General features: G+C 39.4%; 18 protein-coding genes and 5 tRNA genes. 7 read left to right on the forward strand and 16 right to left on the reverse strand.

From position 1 onward, the window contains the following. Positions 1-106: 106 nt before the first annotated feature. Positions 107-370, forward strand: coding sequence for a 30S ribosomal protein S20 (gene rpsT, locus RM552_RS13335; protein WP_311369363.1), 264 nt, complete (start codon positions 107-109; stop codon positions 368-370). 442 nt (positions 371-812) lie between these two features. Here rpsT and RM552_RS13340 read toward each other — a convergent pair whose 3' ends face one another. The 11 genes from RM552_RS13340 to RM552_RS13390 all read right to left on the reverse strand — a co-directional run bounded on the left by RM552_RS13340 (position 813) and on the right by RM552_RS13390 (position 10,121). Beyond that, positions 813-2,702 carry a SurA N-terminal domain-containing protein gene (locus tag RM552_RS13340; protein WP_311369364.1) on the reverse strand — a complete coding sequence of 630 codons (1,890 nt, stop codon included), beginning with the start codon at positions 2,700-2,702 and terminating at the stop codon, positions 813-815. Positions 2,703-2,925: 223 nt separating this feature from the next. Further along, positions 2,926-3,240, reverse strand: a complete 315-nt coding sequence (locus RM552_RS13345; protein WP_311369549.1) for an HU family DNA-binding protein — start codon at positions 3,238-3,240, stop codon at positions 2,926-2,928. A gap of 233 nt (positions 3,241-3,473) precedes the next feature. Continuing rightward, entirely contained in the window at positions 3,474-5,822 is a 2,349-nt protein-coding gene (lon, locus tag RM552_RS13350; RefSeq protein ID WP_311369365.1) for an endopeptidase La, read from the reverse strand. Between the two features lie 198 nt (positions 5,823-6,020). After that, positions 6,021-7,295 (reverse strand): ATP-dependent protease ATP-binding subunit ClpX, encoded by a 1,275-nt coding sequence (gene clpX, locus RM552_RS13355; RefSeq protein WP_311369366.1) that lies wholly within the window; start codon positions 7,293-7,295, stop codon positions 6,021-6,023. Positions 7,296-7,373: 78 nt separating this feature from the next. Next, positions 7,374-8,003, reverse strand: a complete 630-nt coding sequence (gene clpP, locus RM552_RS13360) for an ATP-dependent Clp endopeptidase proteolytic subunit ClpP (RefSeq protein WP_311369550.1) — start codon at positions 8,001-8,003, stop codon at positions 7,374-7,376. A 95-nt stretch (positions 8,004-8,098) separates the two neighbouring features. Continuing rightward, entirely contained in the window at positions 8,099-9,403 is a 1,305-nt protein-coding gene (gene tig, locus RM552_RS13365) for a trigger factor (RefSeq protein ID WP_311369367.1), read from the reverse strand. Between the two features lie 216 nt (positions 9,404-9,619). Further along, positions 9,620-9,696, reverse strand: a tRNA-Pro gene (locus tag RM552_RS13370). A gap of 16 nt (positions 9,697-9,712) precedes the next feature. Further along, positions 9,713-9,797: transfer RNA gene (locus RM552_RS13375), tRNA-Leu, on the reverse strand. 15 nt (positions 9,798-9,812) lie between these two features. Beyond that, positions 9,813-9,888: transfer RNA gene (locus RM552_RS13380), tRNA-His, on the reverse strand. Between the two features lie 56 nt (positions 9,889-9,944). After that, positions 9,945-10,021 (reverse strand) — tRNA-Arg (locus tag RM552_RS13385). 23 nt (positions 10,022-10,044) lie between these two features. Then, positions 10,045-10,121, reverse strand: a tRNA-Pro gene (locus RM552_RS13390). Positions 10,122-10,367: 246 nt separating this feature from the next. On the opposite strand from RM552_RS13390, the gene folD reads away from it, so the two are divergent. From folD to RM552_RS13405, 3 genes are read left to right on the forward strand one after another with little or no spacing between them, the layout of a single operon-like run. After that, positions 10,368-11,246 (forward strand): bifunctional methylenetetrahydrofolate dehydrogenase/methenyltetrahydrofolate cyclohydrolase FolD, encoded by an 879-nt coding sequence (gene folD / locus RM552_RS13395; protein WP_311369551.1) that lies wholly within the window; start codon positions 10,368-10,370, stop codon positions 11,244-11,246. 9 nt (positions 11,247-11,255) lie between these two features. Continuing rightward, positions 11,256-11,771 carry a DUF1415 domain-containing protein gene (locus RM552_RS13400; protein WP_311369368.1) on the forward strand — a complete coding sequence of 172 codons (516 nt, stop codon included), beginning with the start codon at positions 11,256-11,258 and terminating at the stop codon, positions 11,769-11,771. A 15-nt stretch (positions 11,772-11,786) separates the two neighbouring features. Further along, positions 11,787-12,296, forward strand: coding sequence for a GGDEF domain-containing protein (locus RM552_RS13405; protein WP_311369552.1), 510 nt, complete (start codon positions 11,787-11,789; stop codon positions 12,294-12,296). 8 nt (positions 12,297-12,304) lie between these two features. Here RM552_RS13405 and RM552_RS13410 read toward each other — a convergent pair whose 3' ends face one another. The 4 genes from RM552_RS13410 to RM552_RS13425 are packed head-to-tail and all read right to left on the reverse strand — an operon-like array spanning position 12,305 to position 16,974. Further along, a complete protein-coding gene (locus RM552_RS13410; protein ID WP_311369369.1) occupies positions 12,305-13,417 on the reverse strand; it encodes a DUF4340 domain-containing protein in 1,113 nt (370 codons plus the stop codon). Between the two features lie 40 nt (positions 13,418-13,457). After that, positions 13,458-15,308, reverse strand: coding sequence for a Gldg family protein (locus RM552_RS13415; RefSeq protein ID WP_311369370.1), 1,851 nt, complete (start codon positions 15,306-15,308; stop codon positions 13,458-13,460). 2 nt (positions 15,309-15,310) lie between these two features. After that, positions 15,311-16,045, reverse strand: a complete 735-nt coding sequence (locus RM552_RS13420; RefSeq protein ID WP_311369371.1) for an ABC transporter permease subunit — start codon at positions 16,043-16,045, stop codon at positions 15,311-15,313. Continuing rightward, the gene (locus RM552_RS13425) at positions 16,042-16,974 is read right to left on the reverse strand and encodes an ABC transporter ATP-binding protein (RefSeq protein ID WP_311369553.1); all 933 of its coding nucleotides are present in this window, start codon (positions 16,972-16,974) and stop codon (positions 16,042-16,044) included. Before RM552_RS13425 ends, RM552_RS13420 begins: the two co-directional genes overlap by 4 nt. Positions 16,975-17,147: 173 nt before the next feature. Here RM552_RS13425 and tsaA point away from each other — a divergent pair, with 173 nt between their 5' ends. Then, positions 17,148-17,870, forward strand: a complete 723-nt coding sequence (gene tsaA, locus RM552_RS13430; protein WP_432277225.1) for a tRNA (N6-threonylcarbamoyladenosine(37)-N6)-methyltransferase TrmO — start codon at positions 17,148-17,150, stop codon at positions 17,868-17,870. 81 nt (positions 17,871-17,951) lie between these two features. On the opposite strand, the gene RM552_RS13435 is transcribed toward tsaA, so the two are convergent. Beyond that, on the reverse strand, positions 17,952-18,797 hold the full coding sequence (locus tag RM552_RS13435; protein ID WP_311369372.1) for an SDR family NAD(P)-dependent oxidoreductase: 846 nt from the start codon (positions 18,795-18,797) through the stop codon (positions 17,952-17,954). Between the two features lie 281 nt (positions 18,798-19,078). Between RM552_RS13435 and RM552_RS13440 the strand changes: the two genes are divergently transcribed. Both RM552_RS13440 and RM552_RS13445 read left to right on the forward strand, forming a co-directional pair. Beyond that, positions 19,079-19,552, forward strand: coding sequence for a hypothetical protein (locus tag RM552_RS13440; protein WP_311369373.1), 474 nt, complete (start codon positions 19,079-19,081; stop codon positions 19,550-19,552). Further along, positions 19,552-19,845: a winged helix-turn-helix domain-containing protein gene (locus tag RM552_RS13445; protein ID WP_311369374.1), complete on the forward strand. Its 294-nt coding sequence runs from the start codon at positions 19,552-19,554 to the stop codon at positions 19,843-19,845. Before RM552_RS13440 ends, RM552_RS13445 begins: the two co-directional genes overlap by 1 nt. Positions 19,846-19,900: the final 55 nt, after the last annotated feature.

Consider the following 19,900-nt stretch of genomic DNA (forward strand, 5'->3'; position numbering starts at 1 on the left):
TCTAAGGCTTTTTTCATTAAAATAAGTCAATTTCATTGACAAATACTACAATAACCCTGATAATCCGCACCCTCAATTTTGACATCAATATTTTAGGAGTTACACCTTGGCTAACATTAAGTCTGCTAAGAAACGTGCAATTCAAGCTGAAAAGCGTCGCCAGCATAATGCAAGCCGTCGCTCCATGACTAGAACTTGCCTTAAGAAAGTTATCACCGCTATTGAAGCTGGCGATAAAGAAGCTGCACAAACAGCATTTACGGTTGCTGTGCCCGTTCTTGACAGAATGGCTACAAAAGGCTTAATTCACAAGAATAAAGCAGCGCGCCATAAATCACGCTTGAACGCACAAATAAAAGCACTAGCTTAAGCTGATATTACATATCTTGTGTTTAATTGGTATGTAAAGCGTCTTAACACTTTTTAAAAACCGAAGTCCACACTTCGGTTTTTTTATTTATTTTTTATATTTTACAAAGCTCATTAGCCAATATCTGCGTATAAATATACATTGTGGTCGATTGAGATTTTTAACTATGATCAAATATATGTTCGCGTTTCCCTTAGCCTTATGTTTAATCTGGTATTTGTATTTGCGCGCTAACCAATATTCAGTAGAACAAGGTAAACAAGGGTTCGTTTATATTGCTGTCGTTTCTTTTGTCATTGTTGCTTTTTTCTCATTAGTTAATTTGATTATGTAATTAAGCGTTAATGATTCATAAAAGTTCAACATGATCAAAAAAGCTCGCTTTTAAAGGCGAGCTTTTTGGTTTGGCAATTTAATCATTTTAAATTGCTTTATTGTTATCTTATTGGATAATTTGAATATCAGCGGTTGACCTCAATGCATCAACAAAGCTACGAGCCATTTGTTGTCCTTGACTATTCTTCAAGCGTTGCTCAACATTTTGCGCTAGCGTTTCGTCTGGCGTTGCATTTTGTTTAACGTCAATTAACTTGACCAAACCAACATTACCGTTCGTAAGTGTAACTACTGACGTGTTATTGCCTAGCTCAAGATTCAATTCAAAAATTGCATCAACCATAGCGACAGGGATCTCGTTGCTAGCACGGGCTAGATCAGAATGCTCTGTCCAAGCTAAGTCTTTTCCAGCTAAAAGAGTATTTGTATCCTGCTGGTCAAAAATTGCATTTTGCACAGTTTGCGCAAAAGCAAGCGCTTCTTCTTGAGCCTTATCGACTTTAAGTGAAGCTTCAATTTGCGTACGAACTTCTTCTAAGCCTTGTGTACGTTGTGGCAAATGCTCAGCGACTCTTGTCACCATCACTAGTTCATCTGATAACGACATAACGGTACTGTTAACACCTTCATCAATTAGCTCACTAGAAAACGCAATGTCGTTAACTTGAGGGTAGTTAACACCTGCTGGCAATTGGTTGTTCTCAAAAAACGGCGTTTCAATAACAGGTTTATTGATAAGGTTAGCAACTGCTTCTAATGAATCAGGCTCTTCAAAAGCAAGATTGTCCATTTCACTCTGCAAAATCGCGAACTCATCACCTGCTTTCATATCAACAAGCGAACTTAATATGTCTTCTTTGACCTCTTCAAAGGGCGTTAATCGCGCTGGCGTTAACTTACTCACTTTGATGATATGAAAACCAAACTCAGTTTCTACTACATCAGAGAAGCCGTTTTCAGTTTCAATAGCGAATGCCGCTGACTCAAATGCATCATCATAATCACCAACATTTAAAACGCCAAGATTACCACCGTCTTCAGCGCTCAAAATGTCATCAGAAAACTCTGTTGCTAAACTAGCAAAATCCTCACCCTGATTTAGCCTTGCAAGCACCGCTTCAGCTTCGACTTTGACTGTTGCGCTTTCTTGGTCGTTTAATTCAAATAATATGTGTGCAATTTCTCTCACCTCAATTGAAGTGTAATTGGCGGGGTTTTCTTGATAAAAGGTGTTTACCTCTTCATCACTTACGTCGACACGACCGCGTAAGTCGTCCAAAGAAAGAGTTACATATGCTAATTTGACCTGCTCTTGTGTATCAAAACTTGTGATATTCGTATCATAATATTGTTGTATTTCGTCTTCAGAAAGCGTAATACCTTCTTTATAATTTTCAATATCAATCTCGACCGACATCGCACTTCTTGTCTGCGCTTGTAAAGCTAATACGCGATTTACCTGATGCGGAAGTGTAATTGAAGACCCATTCAATGAGTTCAATAATTGTTGGCGTGACATTTGTTCGCGCATATATTCCGCAAATTCGGTCGGAGTGAAGCCAGCCCTACTTAGCGTCGCAAGATAATTTTCGTTATCAAATTGACCCATAACTTGAAACTCAGGCATTTGGGCAATGGTCTCTTTAATTTGTTGGTCGCTCACTCTAAGGCCTAATTGGCTTGCTTTCTGAGCAACGAGTTCTTCGTCTATCAAGCGTTGTAAAATATCTTGCCTAAATTGGTTGATATATGATTCACTTTCAAAAAGTGAATTAATGGCTTCGCCAAATTGACCTTGCAATCTTGCTCGTTCATTTTCGTATGCAATCTCAAGTGAAGCGCTCGAAATTTCTTCACCATTCACAATCGCGACTGCGTCAGTTGCAGAAGAAGATATATAACTACCGACGCCTGTAAAGACAAAACTCACCACTATCAAAGCAACAATTCCGATTGCCCATGGACCTTGTATGCCTTCTCTAATATTTTGTAACATGTTTACAACAACCTTTTGTTCTACTTTGTGTCAGTGCAAACACCAACAAGTTAGATTGAATAAAATTTTTTGGAGCTGGATTATACCTGTCTGCGGCAAGATACGCGAGTGTAAAATAGTAAAATTCAACCTTAAGGGCGGTGACGTATGCCACATTTGTTTATATTTCACATAAAAAAAGGCGATGAAGAATCATCGCCTTTAACGTAAGCTAAATGTAATTTTAATTTACTGCATCTTTAAGTGCTTTACCTGCTTTGAAAGATGGAACTTTTGCCGCTGCAATTTGGATAGTCTCACCAGTTTGTGGGTTGCGGCCACTGCGTGCTGCACGATCACGTACAGAGAAAGTACCAAAGCCGACTAAAGCCACTTGATCGCCATCTTTTAATGCAGCAGTGATGCCGTCAGTCAATGCGTCTAATGCACGACCTGCAGCAGCTTTAGAGATGTCTGCACTTGCAGCGATGGTGTCTATAAGTTGAGATTTGTTCACAATATGATCCTCTTGTTTGTTATTATATTGCTTTGTAAGAATTTTAATACTGGATTGTCAGGTTTGTCATGATTTTTCCATTCACTGTAAACCAAACAAAAATATAACTTAATAAAACGCTGTCTATCCCTTTATTAATAAGGCCTTAAGCGAATACCCTATGTAAGGTAGCACAAACAGGATGAATGTGAATACCTTATTTAAAAAAAAGTAACAAAAAACACCATTTTATTCACTATTTGTACAATTTATGAGTAAAAGTGCGTGTTCAAGCTTTATTTTACTTGGAATTCAAGTGATTCAACTTGGTGCTCAAGCGCTATATCGAGTACCTCATCAATCCATTTAACCGGGTGTATACTTAAATCGCCGATAACATTCTTAGGGATTTCTTCTAAATCACGCTCGTTATCATGAGGAATGATCACTGTTTTTATTCCGCCTCTGTGAGCAGCGAGTAGTTTTTCTTTTAAACCACCAATCGCTAAGACCTCTCCTCTTAAGGTAATTTCACCTGTCATGGCCACGTCACACTTAACTGGATTGCCAGTTAAAGAAGACACTAAAGCTGTGCACATTCCTATACCTGCACTAGGACCATCTTTAGGAGTAGCCCCTTCAGGGACATGAATATGAATATCACGTTTTTCATAAAAATCTTCATTAATGCGCAGTTTATCTGCCCTTGATCTTACAACCGTCATAGCTGCTTTGATAGATTCTTGCATAACATCGCCAAGCGAACCAGTTGCCGTTGTTTTGCCTTTACCCGGCACTACGCTTGTTTCAATGGTGAGTAAATCACCGCCTACCTGAGTCCATGCTAGGCCCGTTACTTGACCGACTTGATTATTTTGATCAGCTTTTCCGTAATCAAAACGTTGCACACCCAAGTAATCTTTCAAGTTATCTTGATTTACAACAACAGTTCCTTTCTCTTTTTTGAGCAAAATATTTTTTACTGCTTTACGGCATACCTTTGAGATCTCTCGCTCCAAGCTACGCACACCGGCCTCACGGGTATAATAACGGATCATGCCGACTATCGCTGATTCTTCAATCAACAATTCACCCTCTTTCAAACCATTACGTTCTATTTGTTTAGCCATTAAATGACGTTGTGCAATATTGAGTTTTTCGTCTTCGGTATACCCAGCCAAACGAATAACTTCCATACGATCTAACAATGGTCCTGGGATATTCATGCTATTAGAAGTTGCTACAAACATGACATCAGATAAATCGTAATCGACCTCTAAATAGTGATCACTAAAACTAGAATTTTGTTCAGGATCGAGCACTTCTAGTAAAGCTGAAGAGGGATCGCCGCGCATATCAGACGACATTTTGTCGATCTCGTCGAGCAAAAATAATGGGTTTTTCACCCCTACTTTCGACATCTTTTGAATCAGTTTGCCTGGCAATGAACCAATATATGTTCGGCGATGCCCTCTGATTTCGGCTTCGTCTCTAACACCACCCAACGCCATTCGCACATATTTTCGACCAGTCGCTTTAGCCACACTTTGACCAAGGGATGTTTTACCTACACCAGGAGGCCCTACTAAACATAAAATAGGCCCTTTTAATTTTTTGACGCGCTGTTGTACCGCCAAATATTCTAAAATACGTTCTTTTACTTTTTCTAAGCCGTAGTGGTCGTTATCGAGAATGACTTCTGCTTTTGTTAAGTCTTTTTTCACGGCGCTGCGTTTATGCCATGGAACAGAGACTAACCAATCGATGTAGGAACGGACTACGGTCGCTTCTGCCGACATAGGCGACATCATTTTAAGTTTATTAAATTCAGCCAAGACTTTATCTCTGGCTTCATTTGGCATTTTTGCTTCTTCAATTTTTCGGCTAAGTGTTTCAAACTCATCGGGTGCGTCATCTAGCTCTCCCAATTCCTTTTGAATAGCTTTCATTTGCTCATTTAGATAGTACTCGCGTTGGCTTTTTTCCATTTGCTTTTTAACACGTGTACGGATTTTCTTTTCTACTTGTAGAAGGTCTATTTCCCCTTCCATTAGCGTCATTAAAAACTCGATGCGTTTAACAACCGATTCCATCTCAAGAACCTTTTGCTTTTCGGCAAGTTTTAATGGCATATGCGCAGCCATAGTGTCGGCAAGCCTAGCTGCATCTTCAATACCGTTTAATGAAGTTAGTACTTCAGGTGGAATTTTCTTATTTAGTTTGACATAACCTTCAAATTGAGAAACTGCAGAGCGTATGAGCACTTCTTGTTCAGAATCGTCCATAGTGTCGTCTTCCATTACCTTCACATTAGCAATAAAAAACGGCTCCAAGCCCGTGTACTCACTTATTTGGCCTCGGACATTTCCTTCGACCAATACTTTTACTGTGCCGTCCGGGAGTTTTAATAGTTGCAATATGGTTGCAATAGTTCCAATTTCAAAGACTTCTGAAGTTTCTGGTTCATCTATGGCTGCATCAACTTGCGCCACTAAGAATACTTTCTTGTCGTTATCCATTGCCGCTTCAAGGCACTGAATAGATTTTTCTCTTCCAACAAACAGTGGAATGACCATATGTGGGTAAACCACAACATCTCTTAAAGCCAGTACTGGCATTCCTGTCAGCATACTACTATCAGACATCTTATTCTCTTTCGATTGATTCTTGTGTTTAATATGGGGATTAAGCAATAAAGTTTAAAGTTATCTTTTATAAATAAACTCAGATTGCACAAAACTGTTTTTATTTGTTGCCAGTGTCGAGGCAACACGAATAATCACTCACCAAGTAAAATGGTAAAAAACGGGCCAAAGTTGGCCCGTTTTTTGTTTAACAGGTTGTTATTCCGAAGCCGCTTTTTTGTCACTGCTTTCGTATATCAATAAAGGCTCTGATTCACCTTTAATAACCGCCTCATCTATCACAACTTTTGAAACTTCAGGCGCAGATGGTAAGTTATACATCGTTTCTAACAATACCGCCTCTACAATTGAACGCAAACCTCTTGCCCCGGTTTTTCGTGACATTGCTTTGTGAGCAATTGCTCGCAAAGCATCTTCTCTAAATTCAAGGTCTGTATCTTCAATTGCAAACAGCGCGTTATATTGTTTAGTAATCGCATTTTTCGGCTCTTGTAAAATCTGAACAAGTGCACTTTCATCAAGCTCTTCCAAACTCGTTACTACCGGCAATCTCCCGATAAATTCGGGTATGAGTCCATATTTCACTAAGTCTTGTGGCTCTACGTCTTTAAACAAAGCCGACACTGCTTTAGATTCAGCTTTGGTTTTAACTTCAGCACCAAAGCCAATTCCCATGCCTTTAGCAGAGCGTTGCTCAATAATTTTATCAAGTCCTGCAAACGCACCACCGCAAATAAATAATATTTTTGAAGTATCTACTTGCAAAAACTCTTGCTGAGGATGCTTACGCCCGCCCTGTGGGGGCACTGAAGCGATAGTACCTTCAATGAGTTTAAGTAGTGCCTGTTGTACACCTTCGCCCGACACATCGCGAGTGATTGAAGGATTATCTGACTTACGCGAAATTTTATCAATTTCATCTATGTAAACAATACCCCTTTGCGCTTTCTCTGGATCGTAATCACATTTTTGTAAAAGCTTTTGAATAATGTTTTCTACATCTTCTCCCACATACCCAGCTTCAGTGAGTGTGGTGGCATCAGCCATAGTAAAAGGCACATCAAGCAAACGAGCTAGGGTTTCAGCCAATAAGGTCTTACCTGACCCTGTAGGACCAATCAGCAAGATATTACTTTTGCCAAGCTCAACGCCTTCATGTACATCCCCGTTTTTAAGACGTTTATAATGATTATAGACTGCTACCGCGAGCACTTTCTTTGCATGCTCTTGCCCAATCACATAGTCATCCAAGTGCTTGTGAATTTCTGCTGGAGTAGGCAGTGCATCGGACTTTTGCTTAGGGGATATTTCTTTTATCTCTTCCCGAATGATGTCATTACATAACTCGACACACTCGTCGCATATAAACACAGAAGGGCCAGCAATAAGCTTTCTTACTTCATGCTGACTTTTACCACAAAACGAACAGTACAATAATTTGTTGTCGCCTTCTTTACTGTGATTATCACTCATAATATTTTGCCTTTATTTCTTTGATATGACGCTTTTACAACTGGTTATTGTCACGGTCTATAGCGCATTAGTTTACCGCTATTTACCAACGTCTGCTCGACTATTTAATATATTGTCAATTAAGCCATAGTCTACCGAATCTTGAGCGCTTAAAAAGTTATCTCTGTCAGTATCTTTGGCTACTTTTTCATACTTTTGACCAGTGTGCTCTGCCATCAACCTATTCATCTTCTCTTTAATAGACAGGATTTCTTTAGCATGTATTTCAAAATCTGATGCTTGGCCTTGGAAACCACCTAATGGTTGATGAATCATCACCCTAGCATTGGGCAACGCATACCGCTTGCCTTTAGCTCCGGCCGATAATAAAAATGCACCCATACTAGCTGCTTGTCCAACACAAACGGTACTAACATCTGGTTTGATAAAGTTCATAGTATCGTAAATTGCCATTCCCGCTGTGACTGAACCACCCGGTGAGTTGATATACAAGAAAATGTCCTTTTCTGGGTTTTCTGCTTCCAGAAAAAGCATCTGAGCCACAATTAAATTGGCCATATGGTCTTCTACTTGACCCACTAAAAAGATGACGTTTTCTTTTAGTAAACGTGAATAAATATCGAACGAACGCTCGCCTCTAGCGGTTTGTTCGATGACCATTGGTACTAGTGCATTAGATGGCTCTTGTGAGAGTCCTGTAGAATTCATTATCATGTTATCTCTTTTTTAGTTAAAAAAAATGCCCGGATAGTCCGAGCATTTAATCAGTTGATAAGCTGTGAAGTCAATCAATTCGTAAAAATTTACGCCTTTTTGTTCATAACTTCGTCAAATGATTTTTTCACTTCTTTGACTTTTGCTTTATCTAATATGGTATCGATTGCTTGTTCTTCAAGTGCAAGATTTTGAATTTGCTGAAGTAACTCGTTATTGCTTTTATAATATTCAATAACTTCGCTTGGATCTTCATATGCTGAGGCCGTTGTCTCGATTAATGCGTCAACACGACTTTCTTCGGCTTCAATTTTATTCTCTTTAATGATTTGTCCAATTAACAAACCAACCGCAACTCTGCGCTGAGCGTTTGCTGTAAACATATCGTCTGGTAACTCAGGTAAATTTTCTGTGTTACCTTGCTCTGCAAATCGTTGCTTAGCCTGTTCTCTCAAAGCATTCACTTCTTGATCTAACAGCGCTTTAGGTACATCAATTTCATTAGCACTTAACAAAGCTTCAATAACCGCTTCTTTGGCACTAGTTTTTAATGTTTGGTCTAACTCGCGTTGCATATTTTTCTTAACTTCTTCTTTTAGAGCGTCTACACCGCCTTCCTCAACACCAAACAACTTAGCAAATTCTTCATCAACTTTCGGAAGGTTCATGCCTTCTACCTTAGTGATTTTAATTTCGAATTTTGCTTCTTTTCCTTTCAATGCTTCCGCATGATAGTCTTCAGGGAAAGTCACTTCGGCAACTACGTCTTCACCGGCTTTAGCGCCAATGATAGGATCCTCAAACCCTGGAATCATTTGGCCTTTACCTATTTCCAATGGGAAATCGTCTGCTTTTCCGCCATCAAACTCTTCGCCATCGATGCTGCCGACAAAGTTCATTGTGACCTTATCGCCTTTCTTAATTTTACGTTTCGTTTCTTTAAAGGTAGCGTGCTGTGTCTGCAAAGTCTTCATCATTTCGTTAAGATCTTTGTCTGCAATGGTCACTACTTGTTTTTCTATTTTTAACTTATCAAGTCCTTTTACTTCGACTTCTGGATAAATTTCAAAGGTCGCGACAAAAACTAAGTCTTCACCGTCAACGTCCTTGCTTAATTCAAAGTTAGGCATGCCCGCAGGGTTTATTTTTTCTTGCATAATTGCTTGATAAAAATTTTGCTGCATAACATCGCCAGAAACTTCTTGACGAACTGCTGCGCCAAAACGCTTTTTAATTACACTTACTGGCACTTTTCCAGGACGAAAACCGTTAATACGTTGTGTTTTTGCTAATTGTTGTAAACGTGATTTTACCGCTGAATCAACTGATTCGGCTGGAACGGTTATAGTAAGACGGCGTTCTAGACCCTGAGTCGTCTCGACTGACACTTGCATTTTTCTACCTCAACTATGCGTATTGTACGCGTTGCGAAATCAATCATAATGCTGTTTTCACAGCTAATTATGGGTGGCACCTATAAATTAATAAAGGTACTGGTGATTAAAAAAGACGCCAGATTATACAGAGTGATTCATTGAGAGTCGAGCAGTTATACTCGCTAATCGACAAAAAAATGTAGATTATAAAAGATATTGGCATATTACAGTGAATGGTCGGTGAGATAGGATTCGAACCTACGACCCCTTGGACCCAAACCAAGTGCGCTACCAAGCTGCGCCACTCACCGTAGTTGTACTATTTGATGGTGCGGAAGGAGAGACTTGAACTCTCACGCCTCGCGGCACTGGAACCTAAATCCAGCGTGTCTACCAATTCCACCACTTCCGCATAAGAAATAAGGAGTGGGGTGGACGATGGGATTTGAACCCACGACAACCGGAATCACAATCCGGGGCTCTACCAACTGAGCTACGCCCACCACTGTTTACCTTTTATGTTCATTTTTGCCAAGATGTTTGCGTATCATGCCGAGCATGGCGCGTCCGGCAGGATTCGAACCTGCGACCACCCGCTTAGAAGGCGGGTGCTCTATCCAGCTGAGCTACGGACGCTCATCGAATCGTAAAAGCAAAAATGGTCGGTGAGATAGGATTCGAACCTACGACCCCTTGGACCCAAACCAAGTGCGCTACCAAGCTGCGCCACTCACCGATTTACTTCATATTAAAATGAAACTTTATCTGTAACGATTGCTCATCGCTACGGGGGGCGCATATTACCGACTCTACCCTATATCGTCAAACACTTTTTGACTTAGCCAGTGCTTTTTTTTGCCTTGCTGAAAAAGCGAGCAGTTTTCCGTCTCTTGTTTCGGCTTTTTGTACACTACTGATAGTTTTTTTGGCCAAATTTGCTTACACTTGCGGCACAGAAATAATGAAAAGATGTGACAGGTTAATGACTGCCAAACTTATCGACGGTAAAAAAATTGCACAACAAGTTCGCAACGATATTGCGGTACATATTGACTCTATCAAAGAAGCTAACAAGCGTATACCAGGGTTAGCTGTAGTGCTAGTAGGCGCTAATCCGGCTTCACAAGTTTATGTTGCCAACAAAACTAAAGCATGTGCAGAAGTTGGTTTGTTATCAAAAGAATTTAATTTATCTGCTAATACAAGCCATGAAGAATTAATAGCACTTATCGATACGCTTAATGCAGATGACGAGATTGACGGGATTTTAGTTCAATTGCCTTTGCCTGCAGGCTTAAATGCCGACGTCATATTAGAACGTATACATCCACAAAAAGATGTTGATGGTTTTCATCCGTACAATATAGGTCGTTTAGCACAACGGATGCCAGCCTTAAGGCCATGTACACCGAAAGGTATTATAACCATGATAGACGCTACTAAGCGCCGTATCAAAGGCCTAAACGCGGTAATTGTAGGCGCCTCAAATATAGTGGGACGCCCAATGGGTCTTGAGCTCTTACTCGCTGGTTGCACCGTCACGACCTGTCATAAATTCACCAATAATTTGCAAAGTCATGTACAAAATGCTGATTTACTAGTTGTTGCTGTCGGCAAACCTAATTTTATTCCTGGCGACTGGATAAAAGAAGGCGCCATCGTTATCGATGTTGGCATCAATCGTTTAGAAGATGGCAGTTTAACTGGTGATGTAGAATTTAATATCGCCAAAGAGCGGGCTGATTGGATAACACCTGTACCAGGCGGCGTCGGCCCCATGACTGTTGCAAGTTTAATTGAAAATACACTAGAAGCTTATATCGAATTTCATAGCGCTACACACCAACAAGTGTCAAAGTAAGTAGCCCATATGTTAGAAAACAAAATATGGCGTTGGCTTGACGAAGTAGTAATAGGCGAGCAACTTTGTCCTTTTGCTAAAAAACCAAGACATCAAGACAAAATTTTTCTATATGTAAGTAAAGCGAAAAGCCATGAAACCACACTGGAGATTGTCGCAGAGCAACTAAGTTATTTAACTAACAACCCGGATATTGACACAACATTGCTTGCGCTCGAACATGGTTATGAAGATTTTTTTCACTACTTAGATTTAGTCGACGCAGCACAAGCATTGCTTGAAGAACTTGGCTTTGAAGGCATTTTTCAATTAGCAAGCTTTCACCCCAAATATGTGTTTGATGCAGAACCTACAAACAGTAATAGCCATTTTACTAACAGGTCGCCCTGCCCGATTATTCACATTCTTCGAGAACAAGATATTACCAAAGCTCTAGCAACGACAGCATCACCAGAAGCCATTCCAGAACGTAATATTGCACATACCGAAAAACTTGGTGCTGACTTTTTTAAAAAATATCTCTGATAAGTTATATTAGTTATACAAGCGTATCAAGATGGTTTGACAGGTATTAATAACCGCCGCGGCGCGATCGGTTCACTAGAAAGCTATTTGCAAAACGAAAGTAATGCAAATAATGCAATTGCTTTACTAATGATTGATATTGATAAATTTAAGCAGATAAATGATACCCATGGGCATTTAATAGGAGATAAGTGTTTAATCGTTCTGGCAGATTGTATTAGTAAAGTGGTGAGAGATAAACTCGATATAGTGGCTAGGTATGGAGGTGAGGAGTTTTTAATTGTGCTGACTGATATCAAACGTGAACATGTCGCTCCAATTGCTGAGAAAATACGTGCCAGTGTCGAACAAATTGAAGTTGTCACTGAAGAGGGTAAGCCTGTACCCCTTAAAGTCATAATTGGTTGGCAGCATGAGCCGTTGAGTGCTTCAACCAATACAGAAGCATTAATAAAAAGCGCTGACCAAGCATTGTATGTTGGTAAAAATAATGGCAGAAATCAGGTCGTTGAATCACAGCCTTAAACAGGCCTTTATTGAGATGGCGCTATAAAATCTGATCTTATTTTCAATAATGCTTGTGCTTGATTTGCCGAAATCTGATAAATCCAATTATTTAGGTGGGCATATTCGCCTTCAGCATTAAATCTTGCATAATATCGTGCGGAAGACTGCGATTTACTATCTTGGTTGTCTGTATCGTTCTTTGCTGTAGCAATCCGCACTCCGTGTGTTTGCCCTAATTGAGTAGTAACTTGCAAAATGAGCACTAGTTCAAAGTTATCCCATACTGCTTTGGTGTATGGCAAAAGGGACTCAAATTGAAGCGTATTAAGAGTGTTCGCATATTCAGCCAGCACATTGCTATATTTTAAAGCCTCACCTTGTTGCAGGTTTACCAAGCTAGTGTCGCCTGCATTGACGTCAATTTGCCATTGATTTGGACCTTCTCTTCGTATTTTTAAAATATCATTCAGACTAAGATCCAATAACTGTTGTTCTAGCCAGGCAAACTTATTTGTCGGTAGAGAGAATTGTTGATCAACTAAGTACATTTGTTGACTGTTTGCAAAACGAACATACTGCCCTTTAATTCGTTCTGCTTGCTTCCCAATAACAAGGGATATTGTCTTATTAGGTTCTGCAAAACGCAAAGTAAGTAATGTTCCGATACCACTATCTTGTGTCATAATATCTTGAGGAGTGGAGAATGGGTCTTGAGTAGTTGTAGGGTCGAGTAAACTCAAATTAACTTGATGTTCTGCTCGCGCACTCTTTGGTTCAATAATTTTTGTTTGCAGCAATGACCGAACGAGCGCCGCAACACGCTCCTTTATTATTGGATACTCAAGAAGCTCCAAACGCTTTGATTCCGGTTGTATCAATGTATTAAGGTGAGCACTTGTTATTTTGCCTTCATCACTGGAGATATCACTCAGATTAGTCATTAACAACACACCCCTAGCGTTGATTAATTCGATACTTAGCGGGATAGGAGTAGTGTTACTCAGTAACTTGTCTTCAAGCAATAAAGCACCTGACTTACTAGATGATGCTCGCTTAAGGTCTTCTTGGTCATGTATAAAAAATGCAATTGCACCTAAAACGACCAATATTAATAATAAAAAACTAACGTGTTTTTGCATGTTTCATAAACTCTAATTTTCAAACAACTCAACGCAGTTGTTAATCAACTTCGGCGCATATAGGGGGTGATTTCCTGCGGACTAACTTTACAAATATGAACAAGAAAAATACGATTATTAACGGCAACAAAACGATATTAATAATTTTCAACCAATTACCCAAAAAATTAATATCTTTATTCAATTGAAATTGCACATCGCGAAGTGACTTTCTAATCTCAATTTTTTGTTGCGTAAATTGCTCTATTGCCTGCTCTTGCTCGGTTGAAAAAGTCACACTGTCAAACTGACTCTGTATTTGGGTCAATTGCGCTTCAGTTTGCTCTAATTGCGATTGCAAACGTTGCTCTTGCTCTCTAAATCGTTCCTCTGCTTGCGCTTTAAGTTCTTGTACTTTTTCGAAAGGACGAGCATACGTACCTCGGCTACGAATACCTATTAAGCCCTCGCTCCCACCTAAGTTTTCTAGCATATTGATGAGCATATCGCCGTTATTTGCAAAGGGAGAAAATACTGTTTGACCAAAAAAATTACTTTGCTGCACCCAAAAACGGTCGGCCGTAATATCAACATCGGCGAAGACTACTAAATTTAGCTGATTTGTAGACGCAATAAAGTTCTGGTTTTTCATATTAGCGTCAGTGAGTTCAAGCTCAGTAAAGTGCGAGTTTGCCTGTCCTGAGTACCTCGCGGCTAATACTCTAGCCGTGTTTTTATTCTCAAAAAGCTTACCATAGTCTTTTGCATTTCTAACAGATATATATTCTTCTGCATCTACCAATCCACTTTCTTTTGAAGACAATAAAAGTGGACTTTGTCTAACCTTACTGTTTGGTTTCTTTTGCAAATACCCAAAAGAGGCGCCATTGATACTGTCTAAATCGGCTGTTGTAATATCTTGGTCGTTAATTTGTTCTTTTGTGAGTCCCAAATATCCAAGATGGCGCACAATATTGCCTTGGTTGTCGCGAATTTCCAAGCCTGTTTTACCGTCAAGCACAGCCTTGTTTGTATGACTCACAATACCGTAACTTTCTAGCAATGGTAAAGATGATTGATTCACCCCTTGTGTGCCCATCATAGCAAGTTCATCTGATTCAAAATGCGGATCTACAAGCACCATGGTTTTGCCACCCGACATCAAATATTGGTCGATAGAATAAAGCAGTGGTTGCGATAAATTTTGAGGATGCAATAGCATCAACACTTCGGTATTTTCTGGGACTTCACTTGCCGAATTGCTCAATAATTCGACTTCAAAAAATTCCTGCAATTGCTGATATAACACATTCGCTTGAGTCATCTGGCCAGTCATCGGGTTTTGCCCGCCCGCTAAATTGATGTCGGTGATAAGCGTTAATTGGACCGGTTCGCTTAAACTTAATTGATAAACTAAATTACTAATGTCATATTCTAAAAATGACTCTTTTTGAGGGTCAAAAAAGCCAATAACTTTAACGTCGTCGATTGAATTAGTGCCCGCTAAGCCAAAATAAATCGTATCTTGTGCAGCACCTGCAGATGCACCACTTAGACCAAATGTCGCGGCTTTATCTTCAGCTTCCGAAAACGGCTGAGGATCAATAATCTCTAAGCTGATTTTTCCATCTGAAATGCGCTCGTATTCCTCGAGCATACTTTTTACGCGGGCCGCATAATCTCTTATTCTCGTCATTCCAGTCGAATTAGTATCTGAAAAGAAAAAATAAAGATTAACTGGCTCTTCAATTTCACTAAGTAAGGTCTTGGTACCCAGAGACAACGAATACACTTTTTGTTCGGTTAGGTCTAAACCTATTCCTTTAAAAACACTGTTATTGATATAAACAGCTAGTATAAATATACAAGCGACAATACATAAGCTAAACATGTGAGAAAAAGTCTTAAACATAATTAATTCGCCTTTTTCTGACTAATAATGAGATAACTAGCGTACAACCAAGCGCAGATGCTAAGTACATAAAACAAAACATCTTCGAGGGATAGCACGCCTTTCGCCATGTTTTCAAAATGACTTAAAAAACTCAAGGCAGATATCGTATCAAGCACCGCATTAGACGCCCAAGACTGAAACAAAGTGGTTATTATCGCAGAGCCGGCTAGTACTAGCATGAAACTAAACACTGCCGCCAAGATAAAGGCAACCACTTGATTTCTAGTAGTCGCTGACATGCATTGCCCGACCGCTAAAAAAGCGCCCGACATCAACCAAGACCCAATATAAGCAGCCGCAATGATACCGTTGTCTGGATCTCCTAAAAAATTAACACTAAGCCATAAACCACCGGTTAACATAAGACATAAGCCCAAAATTGCCCATGCCGCGAAAAACTTACCCAGCACTATTTGCATGGTATTCACGGGCAATGTCATTAGCAATTCAATACTCCCAGTTTTTCGTTCTTCAGACCAAGTTCGCATAGCAATAGCAGGCACCAGGAATAAATATAGCCAAGGATGGAAATTGAAAAAACTCAATAAATCGGCTTGACCACGTTCGTAAAAACCTCCAAACATAAACGTAAACACACCTGACATAACTAAGAATATTAAAATGAAAATATACGCGACAGGCGTTGCGAAAAAACTAGCAAATTCCCGTTTGAATATTGTCCATACTACACTCACAATACCTCTCCTTGACTAGTTTGTGTAATTTCTCTAAATACATCGTCAAGTCTACCTTGCTCTGGAAAAATCATATCAACAGGTAGTTTCACTTCTTGAACATGTGCAGAGACTTGACTAAGAATTGTTTTACCTGGCTCAGGAAATATAGTGACACGTTGTGTTTCTTTGTTATGTTTAATGTCAATAACACCGTCAATTTCAAGCAAGCCGCTAATATCGGACAAGTAGCTCAATTTAATGGTCACAGCATTGTGGTAAGCAGATCTTTTTTGCAGTTCCTCTGGTGTTCCATCAAATTTTAATTTGCCCTGCGCAATGATAATGGCTCTATTGCACACCGCGGTCACTTCTTCAAGAATGTGCGTAGAAATAATCACTATTTTGTCTTTGGACAGATTTTTTATTAATTTACGTACTTGATGCTTCTGATTAGGATCCAAACCGTCCGTCGGCTCATCTAAAATGAGTATATCTGGATCATGGATAATAGCTTGAGCGAGCCCTACTCTTCGCTTGAATCCTTTTGAAAGCGTATCAATGCTTGTGTCCATCACTTCATTTAACGCAACTTGTTCACTGACGTAAGCAATTCTCTGTTGAGCCCTTGCCTTTGGTATTTTCCTTACTTGCGTGATAAATTTCAAGAACTGATAAACTGTCATGTCGCCATAAGCAGGCGCACCTTCTGGCAAATAGCCAATTTTCTGTTGGATAGCTTTTGTATGGGTTTTGATATCTTGCCCAGCTATTTTTATAGCACCGGAACTTGGCGTCAAAAATCCAGTCAGCATCTTCATTGTAGTGGATTTTCCGGCACCATTTGGCCCCAAAAACCCCACTACATCACCTGGTTTCACTTCAAAAGATAAATCATCTACCACGACTTGCTTGCCAAAATCGCGCTTAAGATTACTAACCGAAATCATCATTGTCCTTTACTGATATATTCTTCCGTAAATAATTGGGATAATTATCGCACATTTCAATATTTAACATAAACAATTTGCATGTTTTTCATCATCAATTTTATAAAATGCTAAACTCAAGATAAATGTCATTGGATACTCATAATCCATACACACCATAAAGGAAAATTATTTTGCAATATCAGATGCAAGCCATTGCAAACATACAGACACCATTTTCACAAAAATTTGCTATCCCTAGACAAGGCAATGGCTTGAGCATTGCAAAAGGAAAAATAAAATTTTTACCACACATTGATGTGATGCAAGCATTAGATGGTATAGATGCATTTTCACACTTGTGGATACTCTTTGTATTTCATGACAACTTAGCACAAGGATATAAAAGTAAAGTTCGGCCACCGCGTTTAGGGGGTAATAAAAAAATGGGCGTTTTTGCCACGCGTAGCACCTTTAGACCTAATGCAATTGGCATGTCATTGGTGAAAAATTTAGGGTTTGAAGATAAGGAATTGCATGTTAGCGGCGTTGATTTGTTAAATAATACACCCATACTCGATATCAAACCCTATTTACCGTATGCAGATATCGAGAATACAGCACAAGCGGGTTATGCTGAGGAAAAACCAACTACTAGTTTAAAAGTTAACTTTGCAGATAGCGTTTACGATACGCTTGATAGACTCTCTACACAACACGCTGACTATTTACCTCTTTTAGTCAGTGTTTTAGAACAAGACCCACGTCCCGCATATAAACAACAACAGGCAGATAACAAAGTATATCACCTCGCTCTGTATAACTCAGATGTACATTGGCAAGTATTAGCTAACCAGAATAACAGCAATTCACAAGCCCCCAGCATATTAGTGACAAACATTAAAATAATAAAGTAATGTTAAGCCATTATTTACACGGCATAAGTATTGCTATTCTTGAGGCTGAATCTTAAATAACCGCTTTGTTACTTCTGCAGGTCAATAGCGCTTTTCGCCGTTGATACTTTTCCATACCAATTTATCAAACAAACGCGAAGGTAAGCGACGCAAAATAGCTATCAACCACTTCTTTTTCATCAACAAATGGAAGGTCTTTGGTTTTTCCGCAATAGCAGCATGATAAATGGTACTGGCCACTTCGTTTGCTGATATAGCTTGGGTTTCTGTGTTTTTAATATAACTTTCAAGCTTTTCAAGTACAAAAGCATATTTTGTGTCTGCGTAAATATGTTCCCGCGTCATCGCTTTTTCCCAAATGGGAGTTTTTACCGGCCCCGGTGCAACGCTCACGCAATCAATATTGAATGGCATTAGTTCTCTTCGAAAGCCGTCAGTTAAACACTCTAAAGATGCTTTACTTGCTGAATATAGGCTTGTAAACGGGCTAGTGAGTATGGAAGAAACACTACTTACATTAATAATACGAATGGGGATATCTGGGTGTTTTTCTCGTGAGGCATGCAATTGTGGTAAAGCATCTTGTATTGTCTCTAGCGCGCCAAAAACATTCACTTCAAATTGTTCACGAATATCATTTCTTGGCATGACTTCGAGTGGGCCCGAAGGCGCAATGCCTGCGTTATTAACCAATATGGTTAAATCGTGACCATTTGCCGCAATACTGTTAATCGCATTTAGCTTTGCTTTGGCATCAGTTACATCAAAAACAAGTTCGTGGAAAAGTTCGCTAGTAGATAAAGCATTAGCATCTCCTTTTTTCCGAACGCTGCCATAAACCTGCCAGTTTGCTGTATCGAGAAAATATTTGGCAGTGGCAAAACCAATTCCAGTGGATACTCCTGTAATAAGAATAGCTGACTTCAAAACGTAAGCACCTGTATTGTAAATAGAGTAAATGAGTATAAATCAAAACTCGGTAGTTGAGTCAGAAATTCCACTTTTAGAGAAACATAGGGTCTTTATATGTGAGTTATAGGGCTAAATACCACATAGTTTGATGTTGTTTAACAAGCCAAGCACCTATAACTTTCCATAGTGGAAAATTATCACTTGCCGCAATGGAAAATTATTACTTGCCATGATGGAAAGTATCGTTTATGATTTTAATATCAAAATTTAGCGATAAATAAAAAAGGAAGCTTTGCATGAACACCATTAAGTCAGATCACAAAAAAGAGGCTATAGATGGATTACAAGCGATAGAAGAGATTAATACCAATGTAGCCGCTAGCTATAACGGACCTGTTTGGTTCAATATCTTGCTTATCATTACTCTTTCGAGCTTGTTTTTTGCTAATAGTATGGAAAACATCAATGAATTTTGGAATGACATGTCTGGTTACATTCTGTTATTTCTATTTGGACTTTGTTTTATACGCTACTTGGTTTTAAAAAAGCGTGGTATTAAATTACGCGTTTTCCCAAACACCAGCAGAGGCAAGTGGATATTTTGGGCGGTAATTCTTTTCACGGTTATAGCAATGCAGGGTGGACAAAGTTTAGTGGACGCAGGCTATACAAACGCATCCTACGCAGTAGCACTTTTATCGGCAATAGTATTTGGCACATTGCAATACAAATACCCAAGTGCGGATTTTGTAGACGCGAAGACAAAATAATGGGACTCTCGGGTTTTAATGAATTAATACACGCGCCAAATCGTTTACAAATATGCGCCTTATTAGTTGTCACTGCCGAAATGGAATTTAAAGCGGTTAAATTACAATTAAATGTTAGTGATTCGGTGTTGTCAAAGCATATGAAGGCATTGGTAGGCGCTGGATATATCGCGCAGATTAAACGTACTAGAAACGGACGACCTTGCACGTGGTTTTCAATCACAGAAGAAGGACGTCAGCAGTTTGAGGCGCATGTTAAAGCACTAAGAGAGATTGTAGGTGTTGGGCCCTAAATAAGATTATCGCCTACCCAAGTATGAAAAAATGTTCTACTTTTCATTGTTTAAT

It is taken from the genome of Glaciecola petra, assembly GCF_031846345.1.
GTDB classification, from domain to species: Bacteria; Pseudomonadota; Gammaproteobacteria; order Enterobacterales; family Alteromonadaceae; genus Glaciecola; species Glaciecola petra.

Bases quoted from the DNA above. Each gene is read 5' to 3' on its own strand.
- RM552_RS13340 (WP_311369364.1), bottom strand. From the start codon at position 2,702: ATGTTACAAAATATTAGAGAAGGCATACAAGGTCCATGGGCAATCGGA.
- lon (WP_311369365.1), bottom strand. From the start codon at position 5,822: ATGTCTGATAGTAGTATGCTGACAGGAATGCCAGTACTGGCTTTAAGA.
- clpX (WP_311369366.1), bottom strand. From the start codon at position 7,295: ATGAGTGATAATCACAGTAAAGAAGGCGACAACAAATTATTGTACTGT.
- clpP (WP_311369550.1), bottom strand. From the start codon at position 8,003: ATGAATTCTACAGGACTCTCACAAGAGCCATCTAATGCACTAGTACCA.
- tig (WP_311369367.1), bottom strand. From the start codon at position 9,403: ATGCAAGTGTCAGTCGAGACGACTCAGGGTCTAGAACGCCGTCTTACT.
- folD (WP_311369551.1), top strand. From the start codon at position 10,368: ATGACTGCCAAACTTATCGACGGTAAAAAAATTGCACAACAAGTTCGC.
- RM552_RS13400 (WP_311369368.1), top strand. From the start codon at position 11,256: ATGTTAGAAAACAAAATATGGCGTTGGCTTGACGAAGTAGTAATAGGC.
- RM552_RS13410 (WP_311369369.1), bottom strand. From the start codon at position 13,417: ATGCAAAAACACGTTAGTTTTTTATTATTAATATTGGTCGTTTTAGGT.
- RM552_RS13415 (WP_311369370.1), bottom strand. From the start codon at position 15,308: ATGTTTAAGACTTTTTCTCACATGTTTAGCTTATGTATTGTCGCTTGT.
- RM552_RS13425 (WP_311369553.1), bottom strand. From the start codon at position 16,974: ATGATTTCGGTTAGTAATCTTAAGCGCGATTTTGGCAAGCAAGTCGTG.
- RM552_RS13440 (WP_311369373.1), top strand. From the start codon at position 19,079: ATGAACACCATTAAGTCAGATCACAAAAAAGAGGCTATAGATGGATTA.
- RM552_RS13445 (WP_311369374.1), top strand. From the start codon at position 19,552: ATGGGACTCTCGGGTTTTAATGAATTAATACACGCGCCAAATCGTTTA.